The sequence below is a fragment of the Weizmannia sp. FSL W8-0676 genome, assembly GCF_038593015.1.
Taxonomy (GTDB): domain Bacteria; phylum Bacillota; class Bacilli; order Bacillales; family Bacillaceae_C; genus Weizmannia; species Weizmannia coagulans.
On record NZ_CP151954.1, the window covers coordinates 3,092,720 to 3,119,502 of the forward strand.

A 26,783-nucleotide genomic window follows, 5' to 3' on the forward strand; every position below is an offset into this window, starting at 1 on the left:
TATATTAATATTCAATCGTAATGATGGGTGTGCCAATTACGACCGTTGTCTTACCGCCCAAACCGCTGTCTCGCAAACCGATTTGCACATTCATTTTCCGGTTTTTGGCATGGATATTTTCAGAAAACTTAGGTGAGTATCCGGAAACCGCATAAAAGTTCTTTTCTTCCATTGTTTCAATTTCTTGCGCATCAAGACGTTTCAGCAATTGTTCTTTTTTTCCACGTAACAAAACATGATCCATTTTATCACTGAATTCGCCTTTGATACAAGAGAAAACCATGGGCTTTTTCGTAAAAAGCGCTCGAGTGCGGGCAGATACCAATTGATTGACTTTGCGCATTTGCGCGCGGTCCCATCCTTTGCCATTCACTTCATAAATGATATACGAACCGTTTTCAGCATTTGATAGGGTCGACATCAATTTTACGGTTTCGACATAATGGCTTTTTTCCAGCTTGCCCGTGAGCACCTTCACATGCCTGTCCTTTTTTACCGACCAGTGCATTTCAGGGAATGTATCCTGCAATGTCTGCACTTTTTCGGCCCATTCCGGTTCGGACGGCGCCCGCAGGGGTTCTCTTGTATATAAAGACCATTCAGTGACTTTGCCGTTCAATTTTGCAATGGACGCCTGAAATAACTGCAATTGATCCGTAAAATTGGCCGCATCTGTCTTATTCCCCATGAAAATCAGTGTCAAACCAACAATTGCCAAAACCGGATATACAAATCGGAATTTCATCTTTGCGCTCCCCTCTCCCTTATTAAAAGTGTTAACAAGAGAGACGGCAGACATACCAGGTAAAAGTCGTCAAGTTTTGACACCCTATACACTAGTATAATGAATTTTGTCAAAAAAGCATACCTAAATTATATGCAACGGATCATTTTTTGGAAACAGGAAAAACAAACCATTTTTCAGCCTCAAAAGAACCGATCAATTGGAATTTTGAAACAATGCTTAGCGGTACCCGTCATTGGAACAGGAAATGCAGGCGCTGCGCCCATAGCAAATAGTCAAGGAAAAAATTGCTGACGCTGTATCCGATTGCGACAGAAAGGAAAATATACAAAAGCCTTGCCTGGACAATGCGGTTTTTCTTTATGATCTTGTCAATATGGACGGCTTGAAGGATCCAAAACGTCATGCCAATAAAAAACAAATTCACAAGGATGCTGAGCACTGCCTGCGTTCCGAATTCAGCTGTCATCTGTCCTCATTCCCTTCCTGTTTTTGCCCGTTCAGGCGCCTTGCCCGGCAAACCGGCTGCTTAAAGAAAAACACCTTCCGAAGAAGCAGAAGGTGCCTTTTTGATCATAAAATGACAGTAAGGAAAAGCGGTTATCTGGAAAAGTGGCGATAGACTTCAATCCGGTTCATCGCGCGTTTTAACGCAAGCTCCGCCCGTCTAAAATCGATATCATCCTGATGGGACTGGTGCAATCTTTTTTCTGCACGCTGCTTTGCTTCTTCCGCCCGCCGGATGTCAATTTGTTCGGGTGTTTCGGCAGCCTGTGCCAGAATGGTCACCTGGTTGGAGCGTGTTTCCAAAATGCCGCCGCTCACTGCAACTACTTTTTCCTGGTCGCCGTTTTTAAACCGGACAACTCCGATATCAAGCGGCGCAACAAGCGGAACATGCCCGTACAGGATACCGATCTCGCCGCTTTTGGCTTTTGCAATTACCATTTCCACTTCCGCATTGTATACCGGGCCGTCCGGAGTGACAACACTGGCTTCAAATGTCCTCATTTTACTTCCTCCCGGTCCCGCATTATGCTTTTACGCCCATGGCTTCCGCTTTTTTCACAGCATCCTCGATCGTGCCTACGAGGCGGAAAGCATCTTCAGGAAGATGGTCGTATTTCCCTTCAAGAATTTCTTTAAAGCCGCGGACAGTTTCCTTAACCGGCACATAAGATCCCGGCTGGCCGGTAAATTGTTCCGCAACGTGGAAGTTTTGCGACAGGAAGAACTGGATGCGGCGTGCGCGCGCAACAACCAGTTTGTCATCTTCGCTCAGTTCATCCATCCCGAGGATCGCGATAATGTCCTGGAGCTCGCGGTAACGTTGCAATGTTTGCTGTACCTGGCGGGCAACGTTGTAATGCTCTTCCCCGACAATTTCAGGGGACAATGCCCTGGATGTCGAAGCGAGCGGATCTACAGCAGGATAAATCCCCATTTCCGACAAACGGCGTTCAAGGTTGGTCGTCGCATCGAGGTGGGCGAATGTTGTGGCCGGAGCCGGGTCAGTGTAGTCGTCAGCCGGCACATAGATCGCCTGGATCGATGTGATTGAACCTTTATTTGTAGATGTAATCCGTTCCTGCAGCTGGCCCATTTCGGTTGCAAGGGTCGGCTGGTAACCTACCGCTGACGGCATACGGCCGAGCAACGCAGACACTTCAGAACCTGCCTGTGTGAAACGGAAAATATTGTCGATAAAGAGCAATACGTCCTGGCCTTGTTCGTCACGGAAATATTCAGCCATCGTCAGGCCTGTTAAAGCCACACGCATACGTGCGCCAGGCGGTTCGTTCATTTGCCCGAACACCATTGCTGTTTTGGCAATAACGCCGGAATCTTTCATTTCGTAGTAGAGGTCGTTCCCTTCACGCGTCCGTTCCCCTACGCCGGCGAATACAGAAATACCACCGTGTTCCTGTGCAACGTTGTTAATCAGTTCCTGGATTAACACGGTTTTGCCAACGCCGGCACCGCCGAACAAACCGATCTTCCCGCCTTTGATGTAAGGCGCCAAAAGGTCAATGACTTTAATGCCGGTTTCAAGAATTTCAACCTGCGTGGATAACTGCTCGAAGGAAGGCGCCGGTTTTTGGATCGGGTCGCGGCGCACATTGCCTTTCAGTTCGCCGTCAAGGTCAATGACTTCCCCGAGCACATTAAATACACGGCCAAGGGTTGCTTCCCCTACCGGTACAGAAATTGGCGTGCCTGTGTCCACTACTTCCATGCCGCGACGGATGCCGTCTGTGGAAGCCATCGCAATTGTGCGGACGGTATCATCGCCCAGGTGTAATGCAACTTCCAGTGTAACATTGATATCCACTTCATTGGCATTTTTTGCTTTATAATTGATTTTTAATGCGTTATAAATATCAGGGAGCTGACCGTTTTCAAACTTTACGTCAACTACCGGACCCATTACTTGCAGAACGTGTCCAATGCTCATACTGTTCCCTCCTAACTTGCTTGATGGCACATGCCCGATCCGTTTCGGCAAAAGAGCGGTTTGCCAAAACGGAAATTATTCCAGTGCAGCTGCTCCACCGACAATTTCTGTAATTTCCTGTGTGATGGATGCCTGGCGGGCACGGTTATATGTCAATGTCAACGAGTCGATTAATTCAGTTGCATTGTCCGTCGCATTTTTCATTGCAGTCATGCGTGCCGCGTGTTCACTTGCTTTGCTGTCCAGCAGCGCGCCATAAATAAGGCTTTCTGCGTATTGCGGCAGCAAAACATTCAGGATTTCTTCTGCAGACGGTTCAAATTCATAGGAAATGAGCCGGTTTGTCGCCGTTACATCCGTAAGCGGCAGCAGCCTTTTTTCCGTCACATCCTGGCTAATGGCGCTGACAAAATGGTTGTAATACAAATACAACTCATCGAATGTCCCGTCTTCATACATCGCGACCGTTTTCTTCGTGATATTTTTGATATCCTGGAATGTCGGATGGTCAGACAGGCCGACAATCTGCAGCACAACATTCATCTTTAGACGCCTGAAAAATTCGTATCCTGTACGGCCGATCACAATAATCGCATATTCATCATCAGATTGATGGCGTTCCCGGATGGTCTGGGTTACAAGCCTTAAAACGTTGCTGTTAAAAGCGCCGGCTAGTCCTCGGTCAGATGTGATCACGAAATAACCGGTCCTTTTAACCGGGCGGGAAACAAGCATCGGATGCCGGGCGCCGCCTGTCCCCTGGGAAATGCTGACTACTACATCCTGCATTTTCTCCATGTAGGGGACAAATGATTTGGCGGACAATTCCGCACGGTTCAGTTTTGCAGACGACACCATCTGCATCGCCTTCGTAATCTGGCTTGTTTTCTGCGTAGAGTTGATCCGGTTTTTTATATCGCGTAAGGATGCCACTTCACTTCACCACCCTTGTGAGTTAATCAGGATTCCAATCCTGGATTGAAATCCTTTGTCTGTCCGGCCCGTTTGCCTCGGGAATGATGCTGCAGTGAAAAAGCACGCATGCCGCGTACGGGTAACGGGGTTCTCTGTCCAATTATTGATGTTCAGATGCTACGAAGGTCTTTTTAAATGCCTGAATGGCTTCTTTCATTTTTTCATCGTCAGGAAGATTTCCGGTTGTACGGATTTCTTCGAGCAGTGATGCCCGGTTCTGGTCCAGCCAGTCATAAAGTTCCGATTCAAAACGGAGAATGTCTTCCACTTGAATATCGTCCAGCAATCCTTTTGTTAATGCATACAGGATGCATACTTGTTTTTCCACTTTGATTGGCTTGTTCAGGTCCTGCTTCAATACTTCAACCGTACGCTGCCCGCGTGCCAGTTTTGCCTGGGTGGCTTTATCCAAATCCGACCCGAATTGGGCAAATGACTCAAGTTCACGGTAAGATGCCAGGTCAAGGCGCAGTGTGCCGGAAACTTTTTTCATTGCCTTGATTTGCGCGGCACCGCCTACGCGGGATACGGATAACCCTGCATTGATCGCCGGGCGGACACCTGAGAAGAACAAGTCGGACTGCAGGAAGATCTGCCCGTCTGTAATCGAAATCACGTTTGTCGGAATGTAAGCCGAAATATCGCCGGCCTGTGTTTCAACAAACGGCAGGGCGGTCAATGAACCTCCGCCTTTTGCATCGCTTAATTTGGCGGCACGTTCAAGCAGGCGGGAGTGCAAATAGAATACGTCGCCAGGATATGCTTCACGGCCCGGCGGACGGCGCAAGAGCAAGGAAAGTTCACGGTAAGCAACAGCCTGTTTGGATAAGTCATCATACACAACGAGCACGTGTTTTCCGTTGTACATGAATTCTTCGCCCATCGCAACACCGGCATACGGTGCCAAGTATTGAAGAGGCGCCGGTTGCGAAGCGGAAGCCGTTACCACAATCGTATAATCCAAAGCCCCGAATTTGCGGAGCGTTTCAACTGTACCGCGGACGGTCGATTCTTTTTGGCCAATCGCAACATAGATACAAATCATGTCCTGGTCTTTTTGGTTTATAATCGTATCAATCGCAATAGTCGTTTTACCAGTTTGGCGGTCGCCAATAATCAATTCCCGCTGCCCGCGGCCGATCGGCACAAGTGCATCGATCGCCTTAATCCCCGTTTGCAGCGGTTCGCTTACCGATTTCCGGTCCATTACGCCAGGCGCTTTAGATTCAATCGGGCGGGTTTTCGTTGTGTTGATGGGCCCGAGCCCGTCAACCGGCTGGCCGAGCGGGTTGACGACACGGCCGATGAGTTCCTCCCCGACCGGCACCTGCATGATCCGGCCTGTACGCCTTACTTCATCGCCTTCATGAATTTCACGGTAAGGCCCGAGAATAATGATCCCGACATTGCTTTCCTCAAGGTTCTGCGCAAGCCCCATGACCCCGTTGGAAAATTCCAGCAGTTCCCCGGACATGGCCTGGTCAAGACCGTGTGCACGCGCAATCCCGTCACCGACTTCGATAACGGTACCGACATCGCTCACTTCAATTTCAGACTGGTAATTTTCAATCTGTTTTTTTATCAGCAAGCTGATTTCTTCAGCCTTAATGCTCATAAATCCAGCACCTCATTTCTCACTTAACTGATTAATGTTTTTTCAAGACGTTCCAATTTTCCGCGCAAACTGCTGTCAAAAATAGAGTTGCCGATTCTAATCTTTAATCCGGCCAGCAGACCGTCATCCACGATATTCTCAATGTTTAAAGACCGCTTTCCGACCTTTTTGGCAAATACTTCGGATATCGCTTTGCTCTCGTCAGCAGAAAGCGGGCGAGCAGAGTAGACAAGTGCATCTGCAATACCGCGTTCATCATTCACCCGTTCAATAAAAGCACGGCATACCCTCGGGATGAGCTCGTCCCTGTGCCGCTCAGTCAAGAGCAACAACAAATTCAAAGTGAAAGTGGATAATCCGGAAAAAATGTTTTTAAGGATTTCTTGTTTCTTTTCTATCGTCAATTTCGGAGATTTAAGGAGCTTTCGGAACGGTTCGTTTTCCTCAAAAACCTCTCTTACCGCCCGGACTTCTTTTTCGATTTCTTGAAGCTGCCCGTGCTCTTTTGCAAGCTCGAAAAGTGCCGAAGCGTACCGTTTTTCTACCGCCTCATTACTCATTTCATTTCTCCTGCCTCTTTAATAGAATCGAGTATGAATTTCTCGTGGTCTTTCTCGGAAATTTCTTTTTCAATCACTTTAGAGGCAATCATCACGGACAAGGATGCTACCTGTTCACGCAAAGCAGCAACAGCTTTCGCTTTTTCCTGTTCGATTTCAACTTTGGCAGCATCTTTCATGCGTTCTGCTTCCTGGCGCGCTGTTGCAACGATATCATCATGCTGCACTTCTGCCTGTTTCCTTGCATTTTCAATTAAATTCTGGCCTTCAACACGTGCTTCTTTCAGCATCTTGCGCTGTTCTTCCAAAAGCCTGGCTGCTTCTTCGCGGTTTTTTTCCGCCGTTTCAATTTCTTTTGCAATATGTTCCTCACGTTTCCTCATCATTTCAACTAGAGGGCCGTAAGCAAATTTTTTCAATAGCAGAAGCAACACAACAAACACAATGGCCTGGAATAAAATATCGCCTGTGTTGAGCTTCCCTAGCACAAATCCGAGTACTAAATCAGTCTGGGACACCCGGGTTCACTCCCTTCCACACGTTCTTAAAACATTCTTTCGCACCTTTTACCAAAAAAAGAAGCAAAATGGTTCAAAAATGATTGCCCTGAACCGCTCATAACCGAAACTACAGCTGTTCCCGGCTAAACCATAAAGGAAAGGCGAAGGTCTCTTAGAATCCGCTTCGCCGTCAACATGTTCCTTATCTTCCCAGTGCAATAAATGCGATAACAACCGCAATGATAGGAAGAGCTTCAACTAAGCCAATGCCGATAAACATTGTTGTCTGCAAAAGGCCGCGTGCTTCCGGCTGCCTTGCGATCCCTTCAACTGTACGACCGACAATAAGGCCGTTGCCGATACCGGCGCCCAATGCTGCCAAACCAACCGCGATTGCTGCTGCAAGAATACCCAAACTCATGATAAGATTTCCTCCTTTGGAATATATAAATAGATGATTTTTCAAAAATATAGAAATGGTTATTCCTCATGGGCAATCCTATGAGAAATATAAACCATTGTTAACATGGTAAAAATATATGCCTGGATCGTGCCGACAAAAATGGAAAATCCTTGCCATACAAGGGTCGGAATAATCGCTCCGATTGTCCCCCAAATGTTTGTATGCATCGCCAAAGTGCCCGCAAGCAGCGACAGCAGCACTTCGCCGGCATAAATATTCCCGTAAAGCCGGAGCCCTAATGTTAACGTGTTGGCAAACTGTTCGATCAGGTTAATCGGGACCAAAAACCATAACGGTTCAGCATAGCTTTTCAGATATCCGCCAAACCCTCTCTTTTTGACACCGTAAAAGTGGGACAGGCCCATGACCAGAACGGCCAGCGTAAGGGTAACAACCGGGTCGGAAGTAGGTGACTTCCACCAGGAATAATGATCATAAACAACCATAAACGGCAATCCGAGCATATTGGAAACAAAGATATACATGATCAATGTTAGGCCCAGAATATGAAAGACGCCGCCGGTTTTCCAGTCCATATTGCTTTTAATGATCCCTCTGACAAAATCCATGACCCATTCCATAAAATTCTGCATGCCTGTAGGTTTCAACGCCAACTTTCTTGTTGAGATGACCGCAATGATGAACACGATCAAGGATGAGACAGTAATCATCATGACGTTGGACAGGTTAAAATACAACCCCATGAATTCGACTATCGGTTGCTTATGTTCCACCGAAACTCACCTCACTTTACTTTTTTCTTTGTTGAAGCAAACCTACAAAAAAATCTATCATAATGACGAGATAAGATGTCATTATGCCAATCACTACAGCCAATAGATGAAACAAATCCGGAAAACGGAGCGCCACCGCTACCGCGAGTACGGCAGCCGCCATTCTCATCCCGGTACCAAGCGAGATCCTTTTTTTGCCCGGAGAAACATCGGTAACAGCCATTGTTTTCTTCACCATAAGCCATAAGTTAAAGAGGCTGACAGTTGTGCCAAGCAAAAGCCCGAGGAAAACAGAACGGTAACCGGGAAACATCGCCCCCGCCAAATAAAGGCACAAAAGAATCACCAAATACTTGCGCTGTCTTTTGTAAATACGTAGAAGTTCCGGCATGCCTTAAACACTCCTGACAAGGGACGCCGATCGTTTGCAGCACAGCAGGAAAGCGGTATGTCACTTCCTCACCTAGCAAATCGCAACATTCTTAACCAAAACTTGCAATTTGTTAAGGTTACGAACAGCCTGCAGCCCCGGCTTTACTGGTTTTTCACATTTCCGGCATATTAATAGTAGAATCCCAACCTCATGAAAACCTTCTCATTATGTACACTTTTTTAGCATACAATAGCGCTTATCCAATGTCAATAGGAGTTTCCTTGATATAGTCATTAGAACTTATTTTTTCAGAAAATGGCCATCCCGCTTCCCGGAACAGGAAGGAAACACCGTACACCGGCGTAAGCTTGCGCTGCTTTTCCAATCGTTTACATGCCTGGCATTCATCTCTATACCGAAAACATACCGTTATTATAGACCCTTTTTATTTTTTTACCAGCCTGTTTCTGACGGGTTAACAAAATTGTAAAACACTAAGCGCATCCATACATTTTATTTTGTCCCAAACAGGCGGTCCCCTGCGTCTCCGAGACCCGGCACAATGTACCCTTGCTCATTCAGCTTCTCATCAAGGGCTGCTGTATAAATATCAACGTCCGGATGGGCTTTCTGCACGGCTTCCACGCCCTCAGGGGATGCAATCAGGCACATGAATTTAATGTTTTTTGCACCCCGCTGTTTTAAGGACTGGATCGCATCCACGGCAGAACCGCCTGTAGCCAGCATCGGATCCACAATGATAAAATCGCGTTCCTCTACATCGCTTGGAAGTTTTATGTAATATTCAACCGGCGTCAGTGTCTTTGGATCGCGGTACAGGCCGACATGTCCGACTTTTGCAGCCGGGATTAGTTTCCGCACGCCGTCTACCATGCCCAGGCCCGCACGCAGGATCGGGACAATGCCAATTTTTTTGCCGGATAAAATTTTTGATTTTGCCTTGCAGACTGGCGTTTCAATTTCAATTTCTTCAAGCGGCATATCACGGGTAATTTCAAATGCCATCAAAGTCGAAACTTCATCGACAAGTTCGCGGAATTCTTTTGTCCCCGTATGTTTATCGCGGATATACGTCAACTTGTGCTGGATCAGCGGGTGGTCAATGACATGAAGTGTACTCAAATGAATTCTCTCCTTTAAAGGTTGGTATCAGGTTCGGCAAATGCTTACCCCAACCATTTTACACGAAAAAAGCGCCCAATCTCAAGGAAAGCCAAAAGAAAATCCTGAGGCCGGGCGAAAGGACCGGCCCCGCGGTTTACGAGGCCTTCCTGTTCAATTTTTTTGCCGGTTCGTTTTTATGCCGCATTGGAAGTGCACCAGCCAGCTATCCGTCCGGAAAAAGCGGACGCTAAAATGCGCCTGCTCAGTTTTGGCCGGCGTACAGCGGGAAGCGTTCCGTAAGATGCCGGACGCGTTCTGCCGCTTCTTTTAAGACTGCTTCGTTATCCGGATTTTTCAATGCCGATCCGATAATGGATGCCACCTCATCCATTTCTTCCAGGCCGAATCCCCTTGTTGTGACTGCAGGGGTACCGATTCTGAGACCGCTTGTTACAAACGGGCTTTCCGGGTCATACGGAATCGTATTTTTATTGGCCGTGATGCCGATATCATCGAGCACCTTCTCCGCATCCTTCCCGGTAATCCCGAAAGAACGCAAATCAATGAGAATCAGGTGATTGTCCGTCCCGCCGGATACAAGGTCAAATCCTTCTTTTTGGAGTCCTTCCGCCAGCCGTTTTGCGTTGTCCACCACTTTTTGCGAATAGGTTTTGAACCCGTCTGTAAGCGCCTCTCCAAAAGCGACGGCTTTGGCAGCAATTACATGCATAAGCGGGCCGCCCTGGATCCCCGGGAAAATCGACTTGTCCACTTTCTTTGCAAATTCCGCTTTGCATAAAATCATGCCGCCGCGCGGTCCCCGCAAGGTTTTATGCGTTGTGGTCGTGACAAAATCCGCATACGGCACCGGGTTCGGATGTAACCCTGCAGCCACAAGCCCTGCAATATGCGCCATATCCACCATTAAATAGGCGCCTGTTTCATCCGCAATTTCCCTGAACTTTTTAAAATCAATCGTGCGGGGGTATGCACTTGCACCTGCGACAATCAGTCTCGGCTTATGTACGCGCGCTTTTTCGAGCACATCTTCATAGTCAATATGCTGCGTTTCCTTATCCACACCGTATTCCACAAAATGGTACTGCATGCCGCTGAAATTGACCGGGCTGCCGTGTGTCAAATGCCCGCCGTGGGACAAATTCATACCAAGCACCGTGTCGCCGTGCTCCAGAATGGTGAAATAAACCGCCATATTGGCCTGTGCGCCGGAGTGCGGCTGGACATTGACATGTTCGGCGCCAAAAAGCTGTTTGGCCCGCTCCCGCGCAAGGTTTTCCACGATATCCACATATTCGCACCCGCCGTAATACCGGTGCCCCGGATACCCTTCCGCATATTTGTTGGTCAGAACGGAACCTTGTGCTTCCATCACTGCTTCGCTGACAAAATTTTCGCTGGCAATAAGTTCAATCTTGTTTCTTTGCCGGTTCAATTCCTGCCGGATCGCCTCGTAAACTTCCTTGTCTTGATTTGCAATATGGCTCAATTCGGTACCCCCTCAAGATCGTTTTCATATTCTTTTTTATTTTACCATAATGCTTTGCAAATTTTGTCCATTTTTTTAACAAGAAGAAAAAAACATGCCCCGCACACAACATGCGGGGCAGTACGGATGGTCCCTTATTCCGGCTGTTCTTTTTCGTAAACCGCCCGCACGCCGCCGATCAGTTTCGGCCGCGTTTTGGCAAATGTAACATGGGCTTTCCCCAGCTCTTTTCCGGAAACCCTTACAGGGACGGCAACATGCTTTAAATGCATGCCGATCAAAGTGTCCCCAATGTCGATGCCCGCATCAGCGCGGATGAATTCGACGACAACGGGATCTTCCATATGGGCGAATGCATACGCAGCCATCGCGCCGCCCGCCTTCCGGACAGGCACGACCGCCACTTCTTCCCATCCCCTTTCATCGGCAAGCGAACGGTCAACCACAAGCGCCCGGTTCAGGTGTTCACAGCATTGAAATGCCGGTTGGAACCCGAACCGGCGTGCAAACTTCTGTACGCCGCCATAAATGATTGCGGCAATGTCCATTGCCCCGGCTGTCCCGATTTTTTTCCCGGTTACTTCAGATGTCGAGCATCCAACAACAAAAACCTGTCCTTTTTTCATTGGCGCCTGCCGGAAAAATTCATCCAGCATGCGGTCCAACTGTTCCTCCAAACGTGCCGGATCTGATTGCAACAAAAACACCTCTGTTATTTTTGTTCATACTGCGCGATTTTCTCAATCCTGCGTGCATGGCGGCCGCCTTCAAACGGCGTTCCGAGCCATTCTTTCACAATTTCACAGGCAAGCCCCGGGCCGATGACCCGCTCTCCCATGGCGAGGACATTGCTGTCATTATGGGCCCTTGTAGCCTTCGCGCTGAAGACATCATGCACAAGCGCGCAACGGATGCCCTTTACTTTATTGGCGGAAATACACATCCCGATCCCGGTACCGCAAATGAGGATAGCACGGTCAAATTCCCCTTTTGCCACCTTTTCCGCAACCGGAAGCGCGTAATCCGGATAATCAACCGACCCTTCACAATCGCATCCGAAATCTTCGTACACCACACCCAGATCTTGAAGCAAACTGGCAATTTCCTGTTTGAGGCGCTTACCGCCGTGATCTGAAGCCAATGCAACTTTCATGTTTTCCCCCCTCCTTCATGCATCTGATTCTATTGTGGCACAGAACGGCGAAAAAGAAAATAAAGCGCCGCAGCCGAATGTCCGGGCCACTTAAAACGCCCGCCGTTTTCGGGAAAATGCTAGGCAACGGCCGCATGTCCCGCATCTGCCCTTATCTTCAGGGCACCTTTACGCGGAATTTCCCGGCGCGAAACCGGAATTGCCGCGGTTCTTCCAGCCAAAACCGGTGCTTCCTGTCCAAAACCAGGCGGGCGAAAACCTCACCGGATATGAAAACGGAGGGTGCTCCCTTTTAATTTCTCCGCATCCTGCTCGAGCTGCACGATAAGCCTTTTAATCAGTTCCATGTTCTGCGCCTGCTCATTCGTAATTGCCGTCACTTCTTTTGCCCCGGCAGAAGTCTGTTCGGTAATGGCCGCCACTTCCTGCGACTGGCTTGAGGCTTCGTGAATCGCATCCATTTGGTTTTTGGCCATGCCGGCAATTTGATCAACCGCCCCCGCAACCAAACGGATCGATTCCGCCATTCTGTCCATCGCTTCATTGGCCTTTTGCCCTCTGGACACTTCTTCATTGGCTTTTTGAACCTGCGCTGTAATTTGTTCGACTACACGGGTGCCTTCCTGCTCAATGTGCTGGATCATCCCGGTAATGCCTTGGACGGCTTGGGCGCTTTCATCTGCAAGCTTCCGGACCTCATTTGCGACCACCGCAAACCCGCGCCCGTATTCCCCGGCGCGTGCCGCTTCAATAGAGGCGTTCAGCGCCAGCAAATTGGTTTGCGCCGCAACTTCGCCGACAAAAGAAATGATCCCCTCCACTTTCTTCGTTTCTTCCGCAAGGCCCCGCACGGCTTCCAGCGAAATGGTATTTTCTTTCGCCAGTTTTTCAACTCCTGAAATAAGCGAGTCCATTGTCTCTTTGCTCGTCTTTAATTCGCTCAGCATGTGGTCAGAAGATTTTTTGCAAGTATCCGCTTTCCCGCGGACTTCGGATGCAAGCTGATAAGTTTTTTCAACGAGGTCAGCCGCGGATTGGGTGGCAGCCGCGGATTGCTCGGCGCCAAGTGAAATCTCTTCAACCGTCTTGTTTACATGTTCCGCCTGGCCCGCAGCCAGTGCTGTTTTTTCCGATATTTCCGATACACTTTCTTTGGTGCGTTCCACATTTGCATCAATTTGTTCAACCGTCTCCCGCAAATTCGAAAGCAAGGAATTAAAAGCAGCTGCGAGCGACTCGATTTCATCGCCCGATTTCGGCACGGGGACTTCATCTCTTAAATCCCCGCGGCTTGCTTTAAGTGCTGCATCTTCCAGCTTGCGCATCGGGCCTGCAATCAGGAATGAACCGAAAAAGCTTAAAATCCCGGACCAGATAATCCCCAATGCAAGTGTAATGACAATAAACCACGGCAGCTTTATCCAGTCTGAAAAAAACGGATAAATAAAATAAATGAAAAGGCCGCTTGCCGAATATGTAATAAAAGACAGCCCGGTTACGAACAATACAATTTTCTTCGTTAAACTGAATCTGTAGCTTCGCTTTTCCATCCGTCACACCCGCCCCTGGTTTCCCATTTTCCTGTTTTTAATCAAACGATTGATCAATGCATGCAATTGTTGATAGGTTTCTCTGTAAGCATCCAGGCTGCCGCCGTACGGGTCCGGCACATCCCCGCTGCTTCCGGCATACTCCGCCATGGTAAACGTTTTATTGCGGGCATGCGGGTACCGCGCTGCCACTGCCTGTTTGTGCCCGGACGTCATCGTAAGAATCACGTCAGCCCAATCCACCAGATTCTCCGAAAGGTTCCGGGCGTGGTGGCGGAAATCGATTCCATTTTCTTTCAGCACTTCGTATGTATGAACAGAAGCGTCTTCCCCCTCGGGCGCAAAAAGGCCGGCTGATTCCACTTCAATGCCCGGCAGCTGTTTCGCTTTTAAAATGGCCTCCGCCATCGGGCTCCTGCATGTATTGCCGGTACAAACAAAAAGGATATTCAAAGGCTGTCCCCCTCATCCAGAACGATTTAAATCTACTATTATTATAGTAAAAAAGGCCTTAATTACAAGGTTAATCTGTTAAGAGCTTTTTGCGATGTACTGATTTTCTAGATTAGATTAAAAAAATTTACTCTAAAAATTTACCACATTTTCATTTTTAGGTATGATCTTCTGCGATTTTCCTGCATTTAATGCTCTGTTTTACCTGCTTTATACAAAAAAGGGCATACGAATCCTGTTGTCTTATCCACATTTTTTGCTTGTGGATATCTTTTTTACTTTTACTTATTCACATGTGGATAATTTTTTATACAGCACAAACAAGACTCCTCATATTTTGTGCTTGTTATTCTTTTATTCTGCCTAGCGCCATGGCTAACATCACACAAAGAGCTAATCCGCATCGTACGGTCATTTTCTTTATCCCTCGTATCGTGTGATTTTCAAAACCAAGCACCTGATCTATGCGGCTATTTACTCGTTCAACTGCTGTTCTTTTGTTGTATTCTCTTTTCCATTTGTAGCTGGCACGGTCAATTGGCGTAAATATTCTCCGGTCTTCTGAAAGCGGAATTCAAACGCCATTTACCACCGGGCACTTTCCCATCCCCTCACAATTCATGCCATATTGTTTGGCGGGACAAAGTTTTCTTATGGTATTTCGATCTTTATCAAATCCACCACATGCCATTTCTCGTTCGATTCCTGTTGATGGACAATGACAAAATACATTCCCTTTATAATTATAGGTTACATTTTGTTTGTTATTTAACAAACGGGTACTTTCTCCATCTTTCCACATGTTCCGAATATCAATAACCGGTTTAATGGCATGCTGATCCCAACAGTTGATGATTAGCTTCGAATCATCATATCCTCGATCTCCCGTTAGTATTTCAGCTTTTTTCAGTATTTCAGGTTGGCGTTCTTCCATTTTTTCGAGTAGATGATGTGCTTCGTTTATATCCGGTACAGATGCTTTTGTTACCGAGAACATAATCGGTAACTCATAGCTGGCATCAACGATGAGATGAAGTTTATACCCAAACCATTTTACAATTTTCTCCCATCGTGTACCATCTTCCCTCGTCCCACGATATACTTTTTTCCCATAATCTGCATCTAGGTCCCGACGACCATCCTCTTTTTCGTTTTTATTTTTATTTGCTGCATAGGATTTAATGGCCTTACTATCTATAGCCAAGCGTTTCCCAAAATCCAGTACTATCTTTTTGAGCTCTCTGACTAAATCGTCAAACATCTCTTCTACCTCTGCTTGGTGCATCAACACTTTATGTAAAAATCGGCTGAATGCCCAAGGCGTAGGCACTTTTCCATTAAATCCGCAAAGGGAACGCAATTGCCCATTTCTGGCTAATTCTCTTAGGAGTTTTGCATCACGATCATGTTGGAACACAATTTGGTATAGCCTGTTATACCAAATTTCATTTGGAACAGGCTCTCCGAGGGTGTGTTGTCGATGGTATCGACAAGAGAAAACGTGCTGAATCGCACATTGTTTTCTCAAAGAAAAGAGCAAAAAAATAGTGCTAGTTGCGGAAGAAAATCATTTCCGCAGCTCGCACATTTTTCTCAATATCAAAACCTTTAAAACCATGCCTTTTTTGAAAAAAAGGCAAACCCAAAAAACTAACCATTTAACTCCCCCAACTCCCTCAATTTTGAGGGGGCTCCCTCGTCGGTAGGCAGCCTCAAAAGGTGAACTTTTGAGGGAACAAGAGGGTGTAAATCATTGCACGTGTCAACTCCTTAAATTCTCACTCCATGATCGGCAAGACCAGCCGATCCTTTCGTTGCGATTTACCGTTGACACTAATCAAAATATTATTATTTATATCTATCACATGCTGCTTTTTTAAACGCATAACTACAAGCAAGATTACATAAGAATTTTGCTGGACCACAAGCAAGTGTTGCAGTTTGACATGCTAGAAATCCAGAAAATCGACAAGCCCAATAAATATATTTATCTGGTACAGCTCTTGGCGAAATTTTATTTGAATCTACTGGAATACCAGTTTCAACAAACTCAATTTCTCCATTTTCAACTTCCTCTAGTGTACCTTTAGCTTTTACTCGTAAATTTCCATCTTCATCGTAATCATAGTATGAAAGTACATCCTTAGAAGTTTCTCCCGTAAGTTTACTAACTAATAATCTTACCACTTCATTTGTCTCTGGATTAATAAAAATTTGAAATTCATTAAGTTTATTATTTTTTTCCGTTGCTGAAATAATAACTAATTTAGAGTAAATTTCATTTTGTGTAGTAGTTACTTCTTGAACCAAACTATCTTTACCTAATTTTACAGGCTTATTATTAAAATTATTTTTTATTACATTTTTAAATACATTAGATTTTTCAGCAATCTTAATATAATTTGATCTTTCTTTACCTGCTAATATTTTAGTATTAGATAGTTCATCACCACTATCAGAAACATATGGAGCACTAGCTAAAGCAGGATTTACTAGTGAAGAAAATACCATAACTAATAAAAAAGCGAAAATTGAAGCTTTTAAAAACCCTTTTTTATTAAATTTCAACTCAATCATCTCCTTAAATAACGTTTAATCTACTTTCAAAGATTACTTGTTTTTTAATTTATAATTGTACAAACTAAATTGAATCAAAGTTAAAATGATTACAAGAATACTAACTAAGACATAGTTAACAGTAATGCCATTTTTGAAGAATCCAAAAAGAATTACTAGAAGCCCTACACTCCAAACACCATGTTTAGCAAAAAATAATTCCTTTTTTTCAGAATCTAAATTAATTTTTCTTTTTAAAAGCCAAAAATTAGATATAGCTAATAAAAGTATTGAAATAAAAATCCAAATTAATGAGAATTCTTTATCTAGAAAAGATATAAAAAGATTTACTGTACTAGCAATTCCTAAAATCAATCCCATTTGAAATTTATAATTACTCCCCTTGTCATTCTGATAAATTTTATCTTTCAACACTTCATCACCTCCTTTAACAGCTCCTCATTTTGTGTCTAGTTTTATGGGTCCATTATACTTTTTTCTTTCCTGTTTTAATCTTTCACCAAAAAACATTTTTCATCGCCTTTCTAATTCAAATATTAGTAATCTTAAATATTTAAGTAGGGCTTGCTGAACGAATCAAATTTGGTCAGATACAAGCCAAATTCCGATTATCAAAATATAAAATAGTGTTGTGTAAAAATTTCAAAAAAAGAACCCTGAGCTTGCGCTCCAGATTCAGTATGAGGAATTGAAGGGCTACTACTGTTTCGCTGGTCTCCTGAAGGCGTGCTCGAATAAGGCCCAGCCCATACTTGCGCTTGCCTTCGCCAAATTTGCCTTCAACGGCATTACGTTTAGAGGCATCCTGCCTTGCGACATGTTCTAAGGTTTTGTCTTCCGTTTTGGATGGGCGTCCTAACCTAGGCCCATTCAGACGAATGCCAAGAGATTTGCAGTATGCCAGATTATTAAGGCTTCGGTAAATTTTATCTGCCAAGATCGCTTCCGGATAAAATCCGAACCGGTTGTAGTAGTTTTCAACAAATTCCTTGAGAGTGGTCCCTTCATTGTAATTTTCCCAGTCGAGGTGCTCAATCAAGGCATAACCATCTACGACACTGATGGCGACTTTTGAACCGAACTCCACGTTCGCTTTTGCCTTGCCGCGCACAATTGGACGGACATGTGGCTGGGAAATGCTTACAATCCGGTGGTCAACCCGGTGTGTTTTCTTTTTGTACATTTCTGCCTGTTGGCGGTAAAGTTCATGAATCACGAGAAGTTGCCTGTATTCATCTTTGCTTAAAAGAGACAGAGAGCTTTGGGAAACAAGATTTTTAATGATCTCCAGATCTCGTTTCACATATCCGAGCTGTTTGCCTACAGCTTTCCGGATTTTCCGGGCGCCAGCTTTACGTTGCTTAGCGACAGAAAGATAGTCCTTGCGGGCTCTTTTTCTGTAGGTCCGTGGCTTACGTAATTTCCCTTTGTGTGGTTCATGCAGGACATCAATGATATGTTCCAATTTCTCACGGGCTTCGTTCAACAACCCGAGGTCTGTAGGGTAAGCAATATCAGCCGGTGCACAGGTTGCGTCCAAAATGAGCTTTCCTCTGTTCTTCGTTTTGGGAGAAGCCGATTCAGTTGAATGCTTTTCTGAATCGGAACCGGAAGGCTGAAGATCGCCACGATCATGATCATGATCATTACGATCTTCATCATCATGATCGTCATCGTCGTGATCCTGATCATCATTGTTGTCGTTTTCCTTAGATGCTTCTTCCAATTGGCGTTTTTGTTCTTCCAGAACGATCCATTCATTCAGTTCGTTGATGATATTTGCGCCCAAACGTTTTCTAAAACGAGTCATCAGAGAATGGTCGAATGGGGCTTTTTCCTGGAATTCAGGCAAGCCGATAAAATACTGAAGATACGGGTTTTCTGTGATCTGTTCGACTGTTTCCCGGTCAGACAGCCCAAGCCGTTCTTTGATATAAAGAGCCCCAAGAGCGATTCTGACAGAATAAGCCTTTTCGCCTTTGAATTTCTTCTTGAAGGACTTGGCATACTTTTCTTCGGCCATCCACCAAGGAATCATTTCAGCAAGACGGACCCAGCGATTTTCTTTATTTCATTTCCCACCGAATGGTAGAAAAAAATCATCTACAAAAGTTAATTGATGTTCGGTCTTTTTGTACATCGTAACAGCCTCCAAGTGCAAGGTTTTTTACGTGTTTCCTTTGAAATCCTTACACTTTATATTCGACAAAAGTAGCCAAAATCCTTGTCAAATCTGGAATTTTTGCTTATTCAGCAAGCCCTAAATAGAAAACAGCAATTTCAGCCCGAACACAACCAGGATCGTTCCCCCGAGCACTTCGCCGTACGCCCCGATCCAGCCTTGGAATTTCCTGCCGATCAATAGACCGAGCCAGGTTAAAAGTGCAGCAGCCACGCCGAAGCAAATCATGACGGCAACAGTCCGCACGCCGAAAATGCCGAGTGACAGCCCGGCAGAAAAACTGTCCAGGCTTACGCTCAACGCAAACAGCATCGTTCCCCATCCGGACGGGCTGACAGCTTGTGCCCCCTCCTTTCTGAAGACCCATACAATCATCTGTATCCCCATGATAACAAGCAATATGCCGCCAATATACTGGGCAAACAGGCCAAAAGTATGGGAGAGAAGATGGCCCACAAAAACACCGAGAACCGGCATCAACACATGAAAAATGCCGACCGTTAAACCTATGTAAAAGATTTGCCTCAGTCTGGGCTGCATCATGCCCACGCCGAGGCTTACCGAAAAAGCATCCATGCTGAGCGCCAGAGCCATGATCGCCAAAGTTACCATTTCTGCGAGGACTGCCATTCTTTTTCCCCCTTTGGACGTGCCTATTCCAACTTATGCACGTCCGGGGTGTTTTAGAAGCCGCAGATCTCCCGGCACCCCCCCTCCCGCGCACACAATCCGTAATGAAGCAAGACCAAGTGATAAGGGTGGTTTGGAAACGTCCGGGGTTACTGAACATCCTTTTCTTTTACATAACGATGCCCCGCTGCTTTTTCAAGCCGGTTCATAATCGCCCGGCCGATGCCTTCACGCGGGAAAATTTCAGAAAATATCACGTCCACTTTTTGCGCATCAAATGATCGGAGTGTATCATACAAGTGCCGGGCAACGGTCTCAAGGGATGACCGCCTGCCGCACACCGCGACCACATCAGCACGGATTTCACCGGATGTTTCTTCCGTCACAATCGCCCCTGTTACTTCCCCTTTTTTCCGGTGTGCATCGATCATTTGCTGCATAAAAGCCGCGCTGCCGTCCACAAGATAAACCGGCGCATTCGGCGCATAATGCGTATATTTCATGCCGGGCGCTTTCGGCCGGGCGCCGGTCCCCTTAAGCCCCGGATCAAGACTGACCTTTCCGATCCGTTCTTCGAGCTGTTCTTTCGTAACACCGCCCGGGCGCAAAATCACAGGCACTTTCGCGGTCACATCGAGCACGGTCGATTCCACTCCGACACCCGTTTCTCCCCCGTCCACAATCCCGGCAATTTTACCGGCAAGATCTTCCCGGACATGGCGGGCCAATGTTGGGCTCGGCTTGCCGGACCGGTTGGCGCTCGGGGCGGCAATCGGCAGCCCGGCCAGGCGGATGAGCGCCAGTGCAACCGGATGCCGGGGCATGCGGATCCCGACCGTGTCCAGCCCGGCCGTCACCTTTTTGGACAATGCCCCCTTCTTCACCTTTACAACGAGCGTAAGCGGGCCCGGCCAAAAAGCTTTCATCAGCACTTTCGCCGTTTCCGGTATTTCTTCCGCCAATTCTTCCAGCTGCTTTTCCTCCGCAATGTGGACAATCAGCGGATTATCGGATGGCCTTCCTTTTGCCTTGAAAATCTTATCCACCGCTTCATCGCTTGTTGCATCGGCTCCTAAACCGTATACCGTTTCAGTCGGAAAAGCGACTGTCTGCTTCTCTTTCAGTAACTGTGCTGCTTCTGCAAGTTGTGGATAAGACCCGGAATTCTCCACAGTTTTATCCACAACCCAGTATTTTGTTTCCATCCTTTTCACCTTTCTTCATCCAATCATCGGCCCTGCCAGGATATTTATTTATCAAGTTTTCTCCAGGCAAGGATACAAAAGTTTGAAAAATGAAACAAGTATTATCCACATCTTGTGGATAATACTTTGCATTTTGTTGATAACCCGACTTCGTTCCAGCCCGTTTGTCCGGCTTTTCCACAAACCGGGCGAAAAATGTTAAAACAGTTCCTTGATCACTTTCACAATCAGCAGCTTTTTCTCCACCCCGCCATCATCGCCGGCGTAAACAGAGCCGTTGCGGTTTGCTGTTTCACCGGCTGGCTGCTTGGTTCCGTGGTCTTGTGCCCCTGCCTGGTTTTCGTGCGGTTTCCGGTTCACTTTTTCAGCTGCCTCTTCCGCAGGTTTTGTGCCGGCATTGGAAGCCGCAACCTTCTTTGTTTCCGGTTTCTTTTCTTCACCCCCGCTACTTGTTGCAATGCCGTTGGAAAAATCGAGAAAACAGAGGGGCGGATACAGGACGCACCACCAATTGGCGCCCTTGCCTTCCCCAAGCGTAATCAGAACTGCTTCATACTTCCCGGCCGGATATAAGTACTGGCCGTATAATTTTGTCGGAAAGGCGACCTTTCCAAGTTCTGCCTTGACCGGTTCGTTCAGGTGTTCTTCCGCCATCACCCTTCTTGCAATGTTTTCAATTTCCGGCAAGCGGGAGCGGATGACTTTTTCCGCTTCTTTTTTGGACGTTAAGTGGCCCACCCATTTGGTAATGTTCGCATTCACTTCATCGCGGATTTTCCGTTTTACCCCCTGGTCTTCCGGCTTGTCGCTGTTTGCCAGAATCCGCAGCCGGATCGCGTCTTTCGGAATGACGATGGTTTCAGCCTCCGCCGCTTTTTGTTTCGGTGCATATAAACTGATGATCGTTGCGATCGATAACATGAAAATATACAATGATACCACTGTTTTTCTTTTCATTTTCTTCTCCCCGTCCCTTCGTATTCTCATTGTGGGCAGGAACAGGGGATTTTAAACTATGAATCTGAAAAAAATCTAATTTTTTTCGCAAAATACCATCCGCTCATGGCCGTTGAGATCGCGGACCACTTCCACAACGCTTTCCGGGAACGTATCCCGCAGCAGGCAGGAAACGCGTTCCCCCTGGCCTGAACCAATTTCAAAACCGACGAGCGCCCGCTTATTTAAAACATACGGCAAGGTTTCCACCAAGCGCCGGTAAAATGCAAGGCCGTCTTCTCCGCCAAACAGGGCCGTTTCAGGATCATGATCGCGCACCACAACGGATAACGAGCTGCGGTCCGTTTCCGGGATATACGGCGGATTGGATAACACAATGTCCAATTTTTTGCTGCCCATGAACGGCTGGAGCAGATCCCCGTGCACAAACCGAATATCCGCATGCAGGGCTTCAGCATTTTTTTCAGCGACGGCAAGCGCTTTTTCCGAAATATCGGATGCGTACACAAAAAGCTTTGGCAACTCCAATTTAATTGTGGTTGCGATAATGCCGCTGCCTGTCCCGATATCTGCCAATGTAAGCCCTTTTGTTTCCCCGAAATGGCGGCGGATCCGTCCGATTGCGCCCTGCACCAGCTCTTCCGTTTCCGGGCGCGGAATGAGCACATCCCGGTTGACAAGAAATTTCCGGCCGTAAAAGTATTCGTAGCCTGTGATATGCTGGACCGGAACCCCTTTTGCATGGGCTTCTACCGCTTGCCGGAACTTCACCCCCGCATCCGGGGGCAAAGCCATCCGCAAGTTGGAAAGCAGGCGGGTTCTGTCCATATCCAGAAAATGCCCGAGCAAAAGTTCACCCGCATTCGCGTCACGGCCGTTTTCCGTTAAAAAAGAAGAAGCCCACTTTAAGGCTTCATACACTTTTATGTTCCTTTCCATCAGCCATTCACACTCTCCAGTTTTTTTGACTGGTCTTCAAGGATAAGGGCATCAATGATTTCATCGAGTTTGCCATCAAGCACCTGGTCAAGCTTTTGGATCGTTAATCCGATCCTGTGGTCTGTCACACGGTTTTGCGGAAAATTGTACGTACGGATCCGCTCGGAACGGTCCCCCGTTCCAACAGCGGATTTCCGGTTGGCATCATATTCCGCCTGCGCTTCCTGCTGAAATTTATCATAAATGCGGGCACGCAGCACTTTCATCGCTTTTTCTTTATTTTTGATCTGCGATTTTTCATCCTGGCAGGACACAACAATCCCGGTCGGAATGTGGGTCAGGCGCACAGCCGACATCGTCGTGTTGACGCTTTGCCCGCCCGGCCCGCTTGATGCAAACGTATCGACGCGGATATCTTTTTCATTGATATCCACTTCGACTTCCTCCGCTTCCGGCAAAACCGCAACCGTTGCCGTAGACGTATGGATACGCCCGCCCGATTCCGTTTCCGGCACACGCTGCACCCGGTGGGCCCCGTTTTCAAACTTCAATCTTGAATACGCGCCCTTGCCGTTCACCATGAAAACAATTTCTTTGTACCCGCCGATCCCCGTGACATTGGCTTCAATCACATCGATTTTCCAGCCTTGCGATTCGGCATAACGCGTGTACATACGGTACAGGTCGCCTGCAAACAACGCGGCCTCATCCCCGCCGGCAGCCCCGCGGATTTCCACAATGACGTTTTTTTCGTCATTCGGGTCTTTCGGCAGAAGCAAAATTTTCAGGCGTTCTTCATATTCCGGGATTTTTGACTCGAGTTCATGGATCTCTTCTTTCACCATGTCCTTCATTTCAGGATCGAGTTTTTCCGACAGAAGCGACTTTGCATCCCGGAGCTGTTTCTGCACTTCTTTATATTCACGGTACACCTGCACGGTTTCCTGCAAATCCGACTGCTCCTTCGAATACTCCCGCAGTTTTTTCGGATCATTGACGATCTCAGGATCACTTAACAACTCATTCAGCTTTTCGTACCGGTCTTCCACGGCCTGCAACCGATCGAACATCGAACCCCACCTCATTTCACAACGTATTCCCATTCCGGTAACAGCAAAACCCGCCCTTCAGACATAACAAATTTATTATAGTATACGCACGGGGAAACTTAAAGCGGAACATGGGAGCAGCGCTTTTGAAACGCCTTTTCCTATTTCACGTCTATTCGGACATGAATATCGTAGCGGGGCGCCACTTTCAAAAGCCGGCTGCGGATGTCCGCCGCTTTTTTCATTCTTTCCCTGTGGTTCAGCTGTTCCTCCGTATGGACATTGACCCACATATCTTTCCCGTTCACATATACCGAATGGGGGACAGCACTGTCCATTTTCCAAACCGCTTCCCGCACCCTCTCGATATCCGCATTTACAGCAGCTGCCCCGCCAGCATTCCCGTTTCTTTGCCCTGCCTTTTGCGTATCCGCCGTGCTTAACGGCTTCGTTTCAATGTGATCCGGCGCAGCTTCACGGGTCCGGCTTTGGGCCATGCAACCTGAAAGCACCATCATTAAGCAGAGGAAAATCAGCTGTTTTGCCATAAAAAAAACCTCCTTTTCCAGTAGGTTTCCCTTCGGATGGAGGTTTATTTATGCATCACATGCCGTCACAGCGGCGGATGGTCGTGGCATTTGCGGCAAACAGGATAATACGTGTCGTTCCCGCCAATCTGGATCTGGTCCCCTGTATACACCGGCTTCCCGTTCTCGTCGACGCGCAAATTCATCGTCGCCTTCCGTTCGCAAAACCAGCAGATCGTTTTCATTTCTTCGATTTTATCGGCATACAAAAGCATGTACTTGCTGCCCTCAAAAAGCTCATTTTGAAAATCATTTTTAAGGCCGAACCCCATTACCGGGATATGCAAATCATCAACAATGCGAGCAAGCTGCAGCACATGCCTTTTTTTCAAAAACTGGACTTCGTCGATCAGGACGCAGTATGGCGTGGGATTGTACCCTTTCACCATTTCAAAAATATCCGTATCATCGTAAATCGGGATCGCTTTCCTGCGCAAGCCGATTCTGCTCGAAATATAGCCTTCTTCATCGCGCGTATCGATGCCCGATGTAAAGATGAGAACCGGTTTATTCTGCTCTTCATAGTTATGGGCGACTTTCAAGATTTCAATCGATTTGCCGCTGTTCATTGCGCCGTATCTGAAAAATAGCTGTGCCATCATCCCCGCTCCTTATTTCAACAAATATGGTTTTTAGACCCGAAAAATCCGTCCGGGCAAACCGGCATCCCATAAAAAAAACAGGCAAACGCATCGCCTGTTTTTCATGGATTCTTTTATTTAAGTCCGTATTTTTTATTAAAGCGATCAACACGTCCGTCAGCAGTCGCGAATTTTTGGCGTCCTGTATAGAATGGATGGCATTCGGAACATACTTCCACGCGCAGTTCATCTTTTACGGAACCACTTTCGAATTCGTTGCCGCACGCACATTTGACCATTACTTTTTTGTATTCCGGATGAATTCCTGGTTTCATGCTTTTCATCTCCTTCAGCCCTGAGTCATTGCGAAACAGAGTTCTATTGTTTTACAGGACACGCCCTGTAAAATTTCATAAACACACTGTCATTATTATAACAAGTCCGGAGTGGAAATGCAACATCACTGCCTGAAAAAAAGTTCTTCCTTATTTTTCCTTATACTACACGCCTTGACGATGATACTTTCAAGTCTGCTTTGATCATTTCCACAAACTCGTCGTTTGTTTTGGATTGTTTCAGCTTGCGCAAGAATTTTTCGACAAAATCCGGAGAATCGGACATCGATTTGCGGATCGCCCACAGTACTTCGAGATGGTCTTTCGAAAGCAGCAGTTCTTCTTTCCTTGTACCGGAACGGCGGATGTCGATGGCCGGGAAAACGCGCTTTTCGGCGAGGGAGCGGTCAAGATGGAGCTCCATGTTCCCGGTGCCTTTAAATTCTTCATAAATCACATCATCCATGCGTGAACCGGTATCGACCAGCGCGGTGGCCAAAATCGTCAGGCTGCCGCCTTCTTCAATATTACGTGCCGCCCCGAAAAACCGTTTCGGACGATGGAACGCAGCCGGGTCAATCCCGCCTGAAAGCGTTCTCCCACTCGGCGGAATCACAAGGTTATAGGCGCGTGCGAGGCGCGTAATGCTGTCCATTAAAATGACGACATCGCGCTTATGCTCGACAAGGCGCATCGCTCTTTCCAATACGAGTTCCGCAACCTTGATATGGTTTTCCGGCACTTCGTCAAAGGTCGAGCTGACGACATCCGCATGCACGGAACGTTCAATATCTGTTACTTCTTCCGGCCGTTCATCAATCAACAGAACGATCAATTCCGCATCAGGATGGTTCACGGTAATAGAGTTGGCAATTTCTTTCAGCAGCATCGTTTTACCGGCTTTCGGCGGCGCCACAATCAAACCGCGCTGTCCGAAACCAACCGGGGTGATTAAATCCATAATCCGGGTGGACAGTTTTTCGGGAGCCGTTTCAAGGATAATCTGCCGGTTCGGATAAAGCGGCGTCAGAGCCGGAAAATGAACCCGTTCCTTAGCGGTTTCCGGGTTTTGGCCGTTTACCGCTTCCACATGCAGCAAGCCGTAATAACGTTCGTTTTCTTTCGGCGGCCGGACTTTGCCGGAAACCTTATCGCCGTTTCTTAAATCAAAGCGGCGGATTTGCGAAGCAGAAATATAAATGTCCTCCGAACTTGGGGAGTAGTTGATCGGGCGCAGGAATCCGAATCCTTCCGACTGGATGATTTCGAGCACGCCTTCCATAAAGAAATACCCTTCTTGCTCTGCCCGTGCTTTTAAAATCGCAAAAATTAACTCTTTTTTCGTCAGTTTGCTGTAGTAGGATACTTTATACTCTCTTGCAAGGGCATAAAGCTCTTTTAACGTCATATTTTCCAGACTTGATATTGATAAACTTTCCATAAAAACACCACACTTTTTCAATTTACAGTCGGGTAGAGCAGGCTGTTTCTTCCGTTACATCAAAATTTTCCATTTGTTCCCGGCGCTTAAAA

Annotated in this window: 30 protein-coding genes and 1 pseudogene; all 31 read right to left on the bottom strand. The window is 46.8% G+C overall.

Annotated elements, in window-relative coordinates; translation table 11 throughout:
- Nucleotides 1-4: 4 nt before the first annotated feature.
- The 31 genes and pseudogenes from NST20_RS15220 to rho all read right to left on the bottom strand — a co-directional run bounded on the left by NST20_RS15220 (nt 5) and on the right by rho (nt 26,691).
- Complete coding sequence (locus NST20_RS15220; RefSeq protein ID WP_013860722.1) at nt 5-745, bottom strand: YwmB family TATA-box binding protein; 741 nt, start codon at nt 743-745, stop codon at nt 5-7.
- A gap of 232 nt (nt 746-977) precedes the next feature.
- Nucleotides 978-1,214 (bottom strand): DUF1146 family protein, encoded by a 237-nt coding sequence (locus NST20_RS15225; RefSeq protein ID WP_013860723.1) that lies wholly within the window; start codon nt 1,212-1,214, stop codon nt 978-980.
- A 131-nt stretch (nt 1,215-1,345) separates the two neighbouring features.
- Nucleotides 1,346-1,756: a F0F1 ATP synthase subunit epsilon gene (locus tag NST20_RS15230; protein WP_013860724.1), complete on the bottom strand. Its 411-nt coding sequence runs from the start codon at nt 1,754-1,756 to the stop codon at nt 1,346-1,348.
- 22 nt (nt 1,757-1,778) lie between these two features.
- Complete coding sequence (gene atpD / locus NST20_RS15235) at nt 1,779-3,200, bottom strand: F0F1 ATP synthase subunit beta (protein WP_265114654.1); 1,422 nt, start codon at nt 3,198-3,200, stop codon at nt 1,779-1,781.
- A gap of 75 nt (nt 3,201-3,275) precedes the next feature.
- The gene (gene atpG, locus NST20_RS15240; protein ID WP_071452167.1) at nt 3,276-4,133 is read right to left on the bottom strand and encodes an ATP synthase F1 subunit gamma; all 858 of its coding nucleotides are present in this window, start codon (nt 4,131-4,133) and stop codon (nt 3,276-3,278) included.
- A 142-nt stretch (nt 4,134-4,275) separates the two neighbouring features.
- Nucleotides 4,276-5,790, bottom strand: coding sequence for a F0F1 ATP synthase subunit alpha (atpA, locus tag NST20_RS15245; RefSeq protein ID WP_013860727.1), 1,515 nt, complete (start codon nt 5,788-5,790; stop codon nt 4,276-4,278).
- 23 nt (nt 5,791-5,813) lie between these two features.
- The gene (locus NST20_RS15250; protein WP_017553094.1) at nt 5,814-6,350 is read right to left on the bottom strand and encodes a F0F1 ATP synthase subunit delta; all 537 of its coding nucleotides are present in this window, start codon (nt 6,348-6,350) and stop codon (nt 5,814-5,816) included.
- A complete protein-coding gene (atpF, locus tag NST20_RS15255) occupies nt 6,347-6,868 on the bottom strand; it encodes a F0F1 ATP synthase subunit B (RefSeq protein WP_017553095.1) in 522 nt (173 codons plus the stop codon). The genes NST20_RS15250 and atpF overlap by 4 nt, the downstream gene beginning before the upstream one ends.
- A gap of 184 nt (nt 6,869-7,052) precedes the next feature.
- The gene (gene atpE / locus NST20_RS15260) at nt 7,053-7,265 is read right to left on the bottom strand and encodes a F0F1 ATP synthase subunit C (RefSeq protein ID WP_026104500.1); all 213 of its coding nucleotides are present in this window, start codon (nt 7,263-7,265) and stop codon (nt 7,053-7,055) included.
- A gap of 65 nt (nt 7,266-7,330) precedes the next feature.
- Nucleotides 7,331-8,047 (bottom strand): F0F1 ATP synthase subunit A, encoded by a 717-nt coding sequence (gene atpB / locus NST20_RS15265; protein ID WP_014096761.1) that lies wholly within the window; start codon nt 8,045-8,047, stop codon nt 7,331-7,333.
- Nucleotides 8,048-8,063: 16 nt separating this feature from the next.
- Nucleotides 8,064-8,438, bottom strand: coding sequence for an ATP synthase subunit I (locus tag NST20_RS15270; protein WP_017553097.1), 375 nt, complete (start codon nt 8,436-8,438; stop codon nt 8,064-8,066).
- A gap of 495 nt (nt 8,439-8,933) precedes the next feature.
- Nucleotides 8,934-9,563, bottom strand: a complete 630-nt coding sequence (upp, locus tag NST20_RS15275; RefSeq protein WP_013860732.1) for a uracil phosphoribosyltransferase — start codon at nt 9,561-9,563, stop codon at nt 8,934-8,936.
- Between the two features lie 244 nt (nt 9,564-9,807).
- Nucleotides 9,808-11,052 (bottom strand): serine hydroxymethyltransferase, encoded by a 1,245-nt coding sequence (gene glyA, locus NST20_RS15280; RefSeq protein WP_342399775.1) that lies wholly within the window; start codon nt 11,050-11,052, stop codon nt 9,808-9,810.
- Between the two features lie 134 nt (nt 11,053-11,186).
- Entirely contained in the window at nt 11,187-11,750 is a 564-nt protein-coding gene (locus NST20_RS15285) for a TIGR01440 family protein (protein WP_041819525.1), read from the bottom strand.
- A gap of 14 nt (nt 11,751-11,764) precedes the next feature.
- On the bottom strand, nt 11,765-12,205 hold the full coding sequence (rpiB, locus tag NST20_RS15290; protein ID WP_019721016.1) for a ribose 5-phosphate isomerase B: 441 nt from the start codon (nt 12,203-12,205) through the stop codon (nt 11,765-11,767).
- Between the two features lie 260 nt (nt 12,206-12,465).
- Entirely contained in the window at nt 12,466-13,755 is a 1,290-nt protein-coding gene (locus NST20_RS15295; RefSeq protein WP_237348682.1) for a methyl-accepting chemotaxis protein, read from the bottom strand.
- Between the two features lie 3 nt (nt 13,756-13,758).
- Nucleotides 13,759-14,208: a low molecular weight protein arginine phosphatase gene (locus NST20_RS15300; RefSeq protein ID WP_019721019.1), complete on the bottom strand. Its 450-nt coding sequence runs from the start codon at nt 14,206-14,208 to the stop codon at nt 13,759-13,761.
- Nucleotides 14,209-14,554: 346 nt separating this feature from the next.
- Nucleotides 14,555-14,782: a transposase gene (locus tag NST20_RS15305; RefSeq protein ID WP_342400433.1), complete on the bottom strand. Its 228-nt coding sequence runs from the start codon at nt 14,780-14,782 to the stop codon at nt 14,555-14,557.
- Nucleotides 14,783-15,625, bottom strand: coding sequence for a transposase (locus NST20_RS15310; protein WP_237348683.1), 843 nt, complete (start codon nt 15,623-15,625; stop codon nt 14,783-14,785).
- A 431-nt stretch (nt 15,626-16,056) separates the two neighbouring features.
- Nucleotides 16,057-16,776, bottom strand: coding sequence for a hypothetical protein (locus NST20_RS15315; protein WP_342399776.1), 720 nt, complete (start codon nt 16,774-16,776; stop codon nt 16,057-16,059).
- A 42-nt stretch (nt 16,777-16,818) separates the two neighbouring features.
- A complete protein-coding gene (locus NST20_RS15320) occupies nt 16,819-17,199 on the bottom strand; it encodes a hypothetical protein (RefSeq protein ID WP_195850682.1) in 381 nt (126 codons plus the stop codon).
- Nucleotides 17,200-17,371: 172 nt separating this feature from the next.
- Nucleotides 17,372-18,925: pseudogene (locus tag NST20_RS15325) on the bottom strand (IS5 family transposase).
- Nucleotides 18,926-19,045: 120 nt separating this feature from the next.
- Nucleotides 19,046-19,597 carry a manganese efflux pump MntP family protein gene (locus NST20_RS15330; protein WP_019721020.1) on the bottom strand — a complete coding sequence of 184 codons (552 nt, stop codon included), beginning with the start codon at nt 19,595-19,597 and terminating at the stop codon, nt 19,046-19,048.
- Nucleotides 19,598-19,746: 149 nt separating this feature from the next.
- Nucleotides 19,747-20,802 carry an L-threonylcarbamoyladenylate synthase gene (locus NST20_RS15335; protein ID WP_342400434.1) on the bottom strand — a complete coding sequence of 352 codons (1,056 nt, stop codon included), beginning with the start codon at nt 20,800-20,802 and terminating at the stop codon, nt 19,747-19,749.
- 198 nt (nt 20,803-21,000) lie between these two features.
- Complete coding sequence (gene spoIIR, locus NST20_RS15340) at nt 21,001-21,759, bottom strand: stage II sporulation protein R (protein WP_342399777.1); 759 nt, start codon at nt 21,757-21,759, stop codon at nt 21,001-21,003.
- A gap of 75 nt (nt 21,760-21,834) precedes the next feature.
- The gene (prmC, locus tag NST20_RS15345; RefSeq protein ID WP_019721023.1) at nt 21,835-22,698 is read right to left on the bottom strand and encodes a peptide chain release factor N(5)-glutamine methyltransferase; all 864 of its coding nucleotides are present in this window, start codon (nt 22,696-22,698) and stop codon (nt 21,835-21,837) included.
- Nucleotides 22,698-23,768, bottom strand: a complete 1,071-nt coding sequence (gene prfA / locus NST20_RS15350) for a peptide chain release factor 1 (protein WP_019721024.1) — start codon at nt 23,766-23,768, stop codon at nt 22,698-22,700. Before prfA ends, prmC begins: the two co-directional genes overlap by 1 nt.
- A gap of 140 nt (nt 23,769-23,908) precedes the next feature.
- Nucleotides 23,909-24,295, bottom strand: coding sequence for a hypothetical protein (locus NST20_RS15355; protein ID WP_019721025.1), 387 nt, complete (start codon nt 24,293-24,295; stop codon nt 23,909-23,911).
- 65 nt (nt 24,296-24,360) lie between these two features.
- A complete protein-coding gene (locus NST20_RS15360) occupies nt 24,361-24,933 on the bottom strand; it encodes a thymidine kinase (protein WP_017554518.1) in 573 nt (190 codons plus the stop codon).
- Between the two features lie 116 nt (nt 24,934-25,049).
- Nucleotides 25,050-25,250 (bottom strand): 50S ribosomal protein L31, encoded by a 201-nt coding sequence (gene rpmE, locus NST20_RS15365; RefSeq protein ID WP_013860746.1) that lies wholly within the window; start codon nt 25,248-25,250, stop codon nt 25,050-25,052.
- Nucleotides 25,251-25,410: 160 nt separating this feature from the next.
- Nucleotides 25,411-26,691 (bottom strand): transcription termination factor Rho, encoded by a 1,281-nt coding sequence (gene rho, locus NST20_RS15370; protein WP_019721026.1) that lies wholly within the window; start codon nt 26,689-26,691, stop codon nt 25,411-25,413.
- Between the last annotated feature and the right edge of the window lie 92 nt (nt 26,692-26,783).

Bases quoted from the DNA above. Each gene is read 5' to 3' on its own strand.
- NST20_RS15225 (WP_013860723.1), bottom strand. From the start codon at position 1,214: ATGACAGCTGAATTCGGAACGCAGGCAGTGCTCAGCATCCTTGTGAAT.
- NST20_RS15335 (WP_342400434.1), bottom strand. From the start codon at position 20,802: ATGGAAACAAAATACTGGGTTGTGGATAAAACTGTGGAGAATTCCGGG.
- NST20_RS15250 (WP_017553094.1), bottom strand. From the start codon at position 6,350: ATGAGTAATGAGGCGGTAGAAAAACGGTACGCTTCGGCACTTTTCGAG.
- NST20_RS15360 (WP_017554518.1), bottom strand. From the start codon at position 24,933: ATGGCACAGCTATTTTTCAGATACGGCGCAATGAACAGCGGCAAATCG.
- NST20_RS15295 (WP_237348682.1), bottom strand. From the start codon at position 13,755: ATGGAAAAGCGAAGCTACAGATTCAGTTTAACGAAGAAAATTGTATTG.
- NST20_RS15230 (WP_013860724.1), bottom strand. From the start codon at position 1,756: ATGAGGACATTTGAAGCCAGTGTTGTCACTCCGGACGGCCCGGTATAC.
- NST20_RS15330 (WP_019721020.1), bottom strand. From the start codon at position 19,597: ATGGCAGTCCTCGCAGAAATGGTAACTTTGGCGATCATGGCTCTGGCG.
- NST20_RS15355 (WP_019721025.1), bottom strand. From the start codon at position 24,295: ATGGCAAAACAGCTGATTTTCCTCTGCTTAATGATGGTGCTTTCAGGT.
- atpA (WP_013860727.1), bottom strand. From the start codon at position 5,790: ATGAGCATTAAGGCTGAAGAAATCAGCTTGCTGATAAAAAAACAGATT.
- NST20_RS15270 (WP_017553097.1), bottom strand. From the start codon at position 8,438: ATGCCGGAACTTCTACGTATTTACAAAAGACAGCGCAAGTATTTGGTG.
- NST20_RS15220 (WP_013860722.1), bottom strand. From the start codon at position 745: ATGAAATTCCGATTTGTATATCCGGTTTTGGCAATTGTTGGTTTGACA.
- prfA (WP_019721024.1), bottom strand. From the start codon at position 23,768: ATGTTCGATCGGTTGCAGGCCGTGGAAGACCGGTACGAAAAGCTGAAT.
- rpiB (WP_019721016.1), bottom strand. From the start codon at position 12,205: ATGAAAGTTGCATTGGCTTCAGATCACGGCGGTAAGCGCCTCAAACAG.
- rpmE (WP_013860746.1), bottom strand. From the start codon at position 25,250: ATGAAACCAGGAATTCATCCGGAATACAAAAAAGTAATGGTCAAATGT.
- atpD (WP_265114654.1), bottom strand. From the start codon at position 3,200: ATGAGCATTGGACACGTTCTGCAAGTAATGGGTCCGGTAGTTGACGTA.
- rho (WP_019721026.1), bottom strand. From the start codon at position 26,691: ATGGAAAGTTTATCAATATCAAGTCTGGAAAATATGACGTTAAAAGAG.
- spoIIR (WP_342399777.1), bottom strand. From the start codon at position 21,759: ATGAAAAGAAAAACAGTGGTATCATTGTATATTTTCATGTTATCGATC.
- prmC (WP_019721023.1), bottom strand. From the start codon at position 22,698: ATGGAAAGGAACATAAAAGTGTATGAAGCCTTAAAGTGGGCTTCTTCT.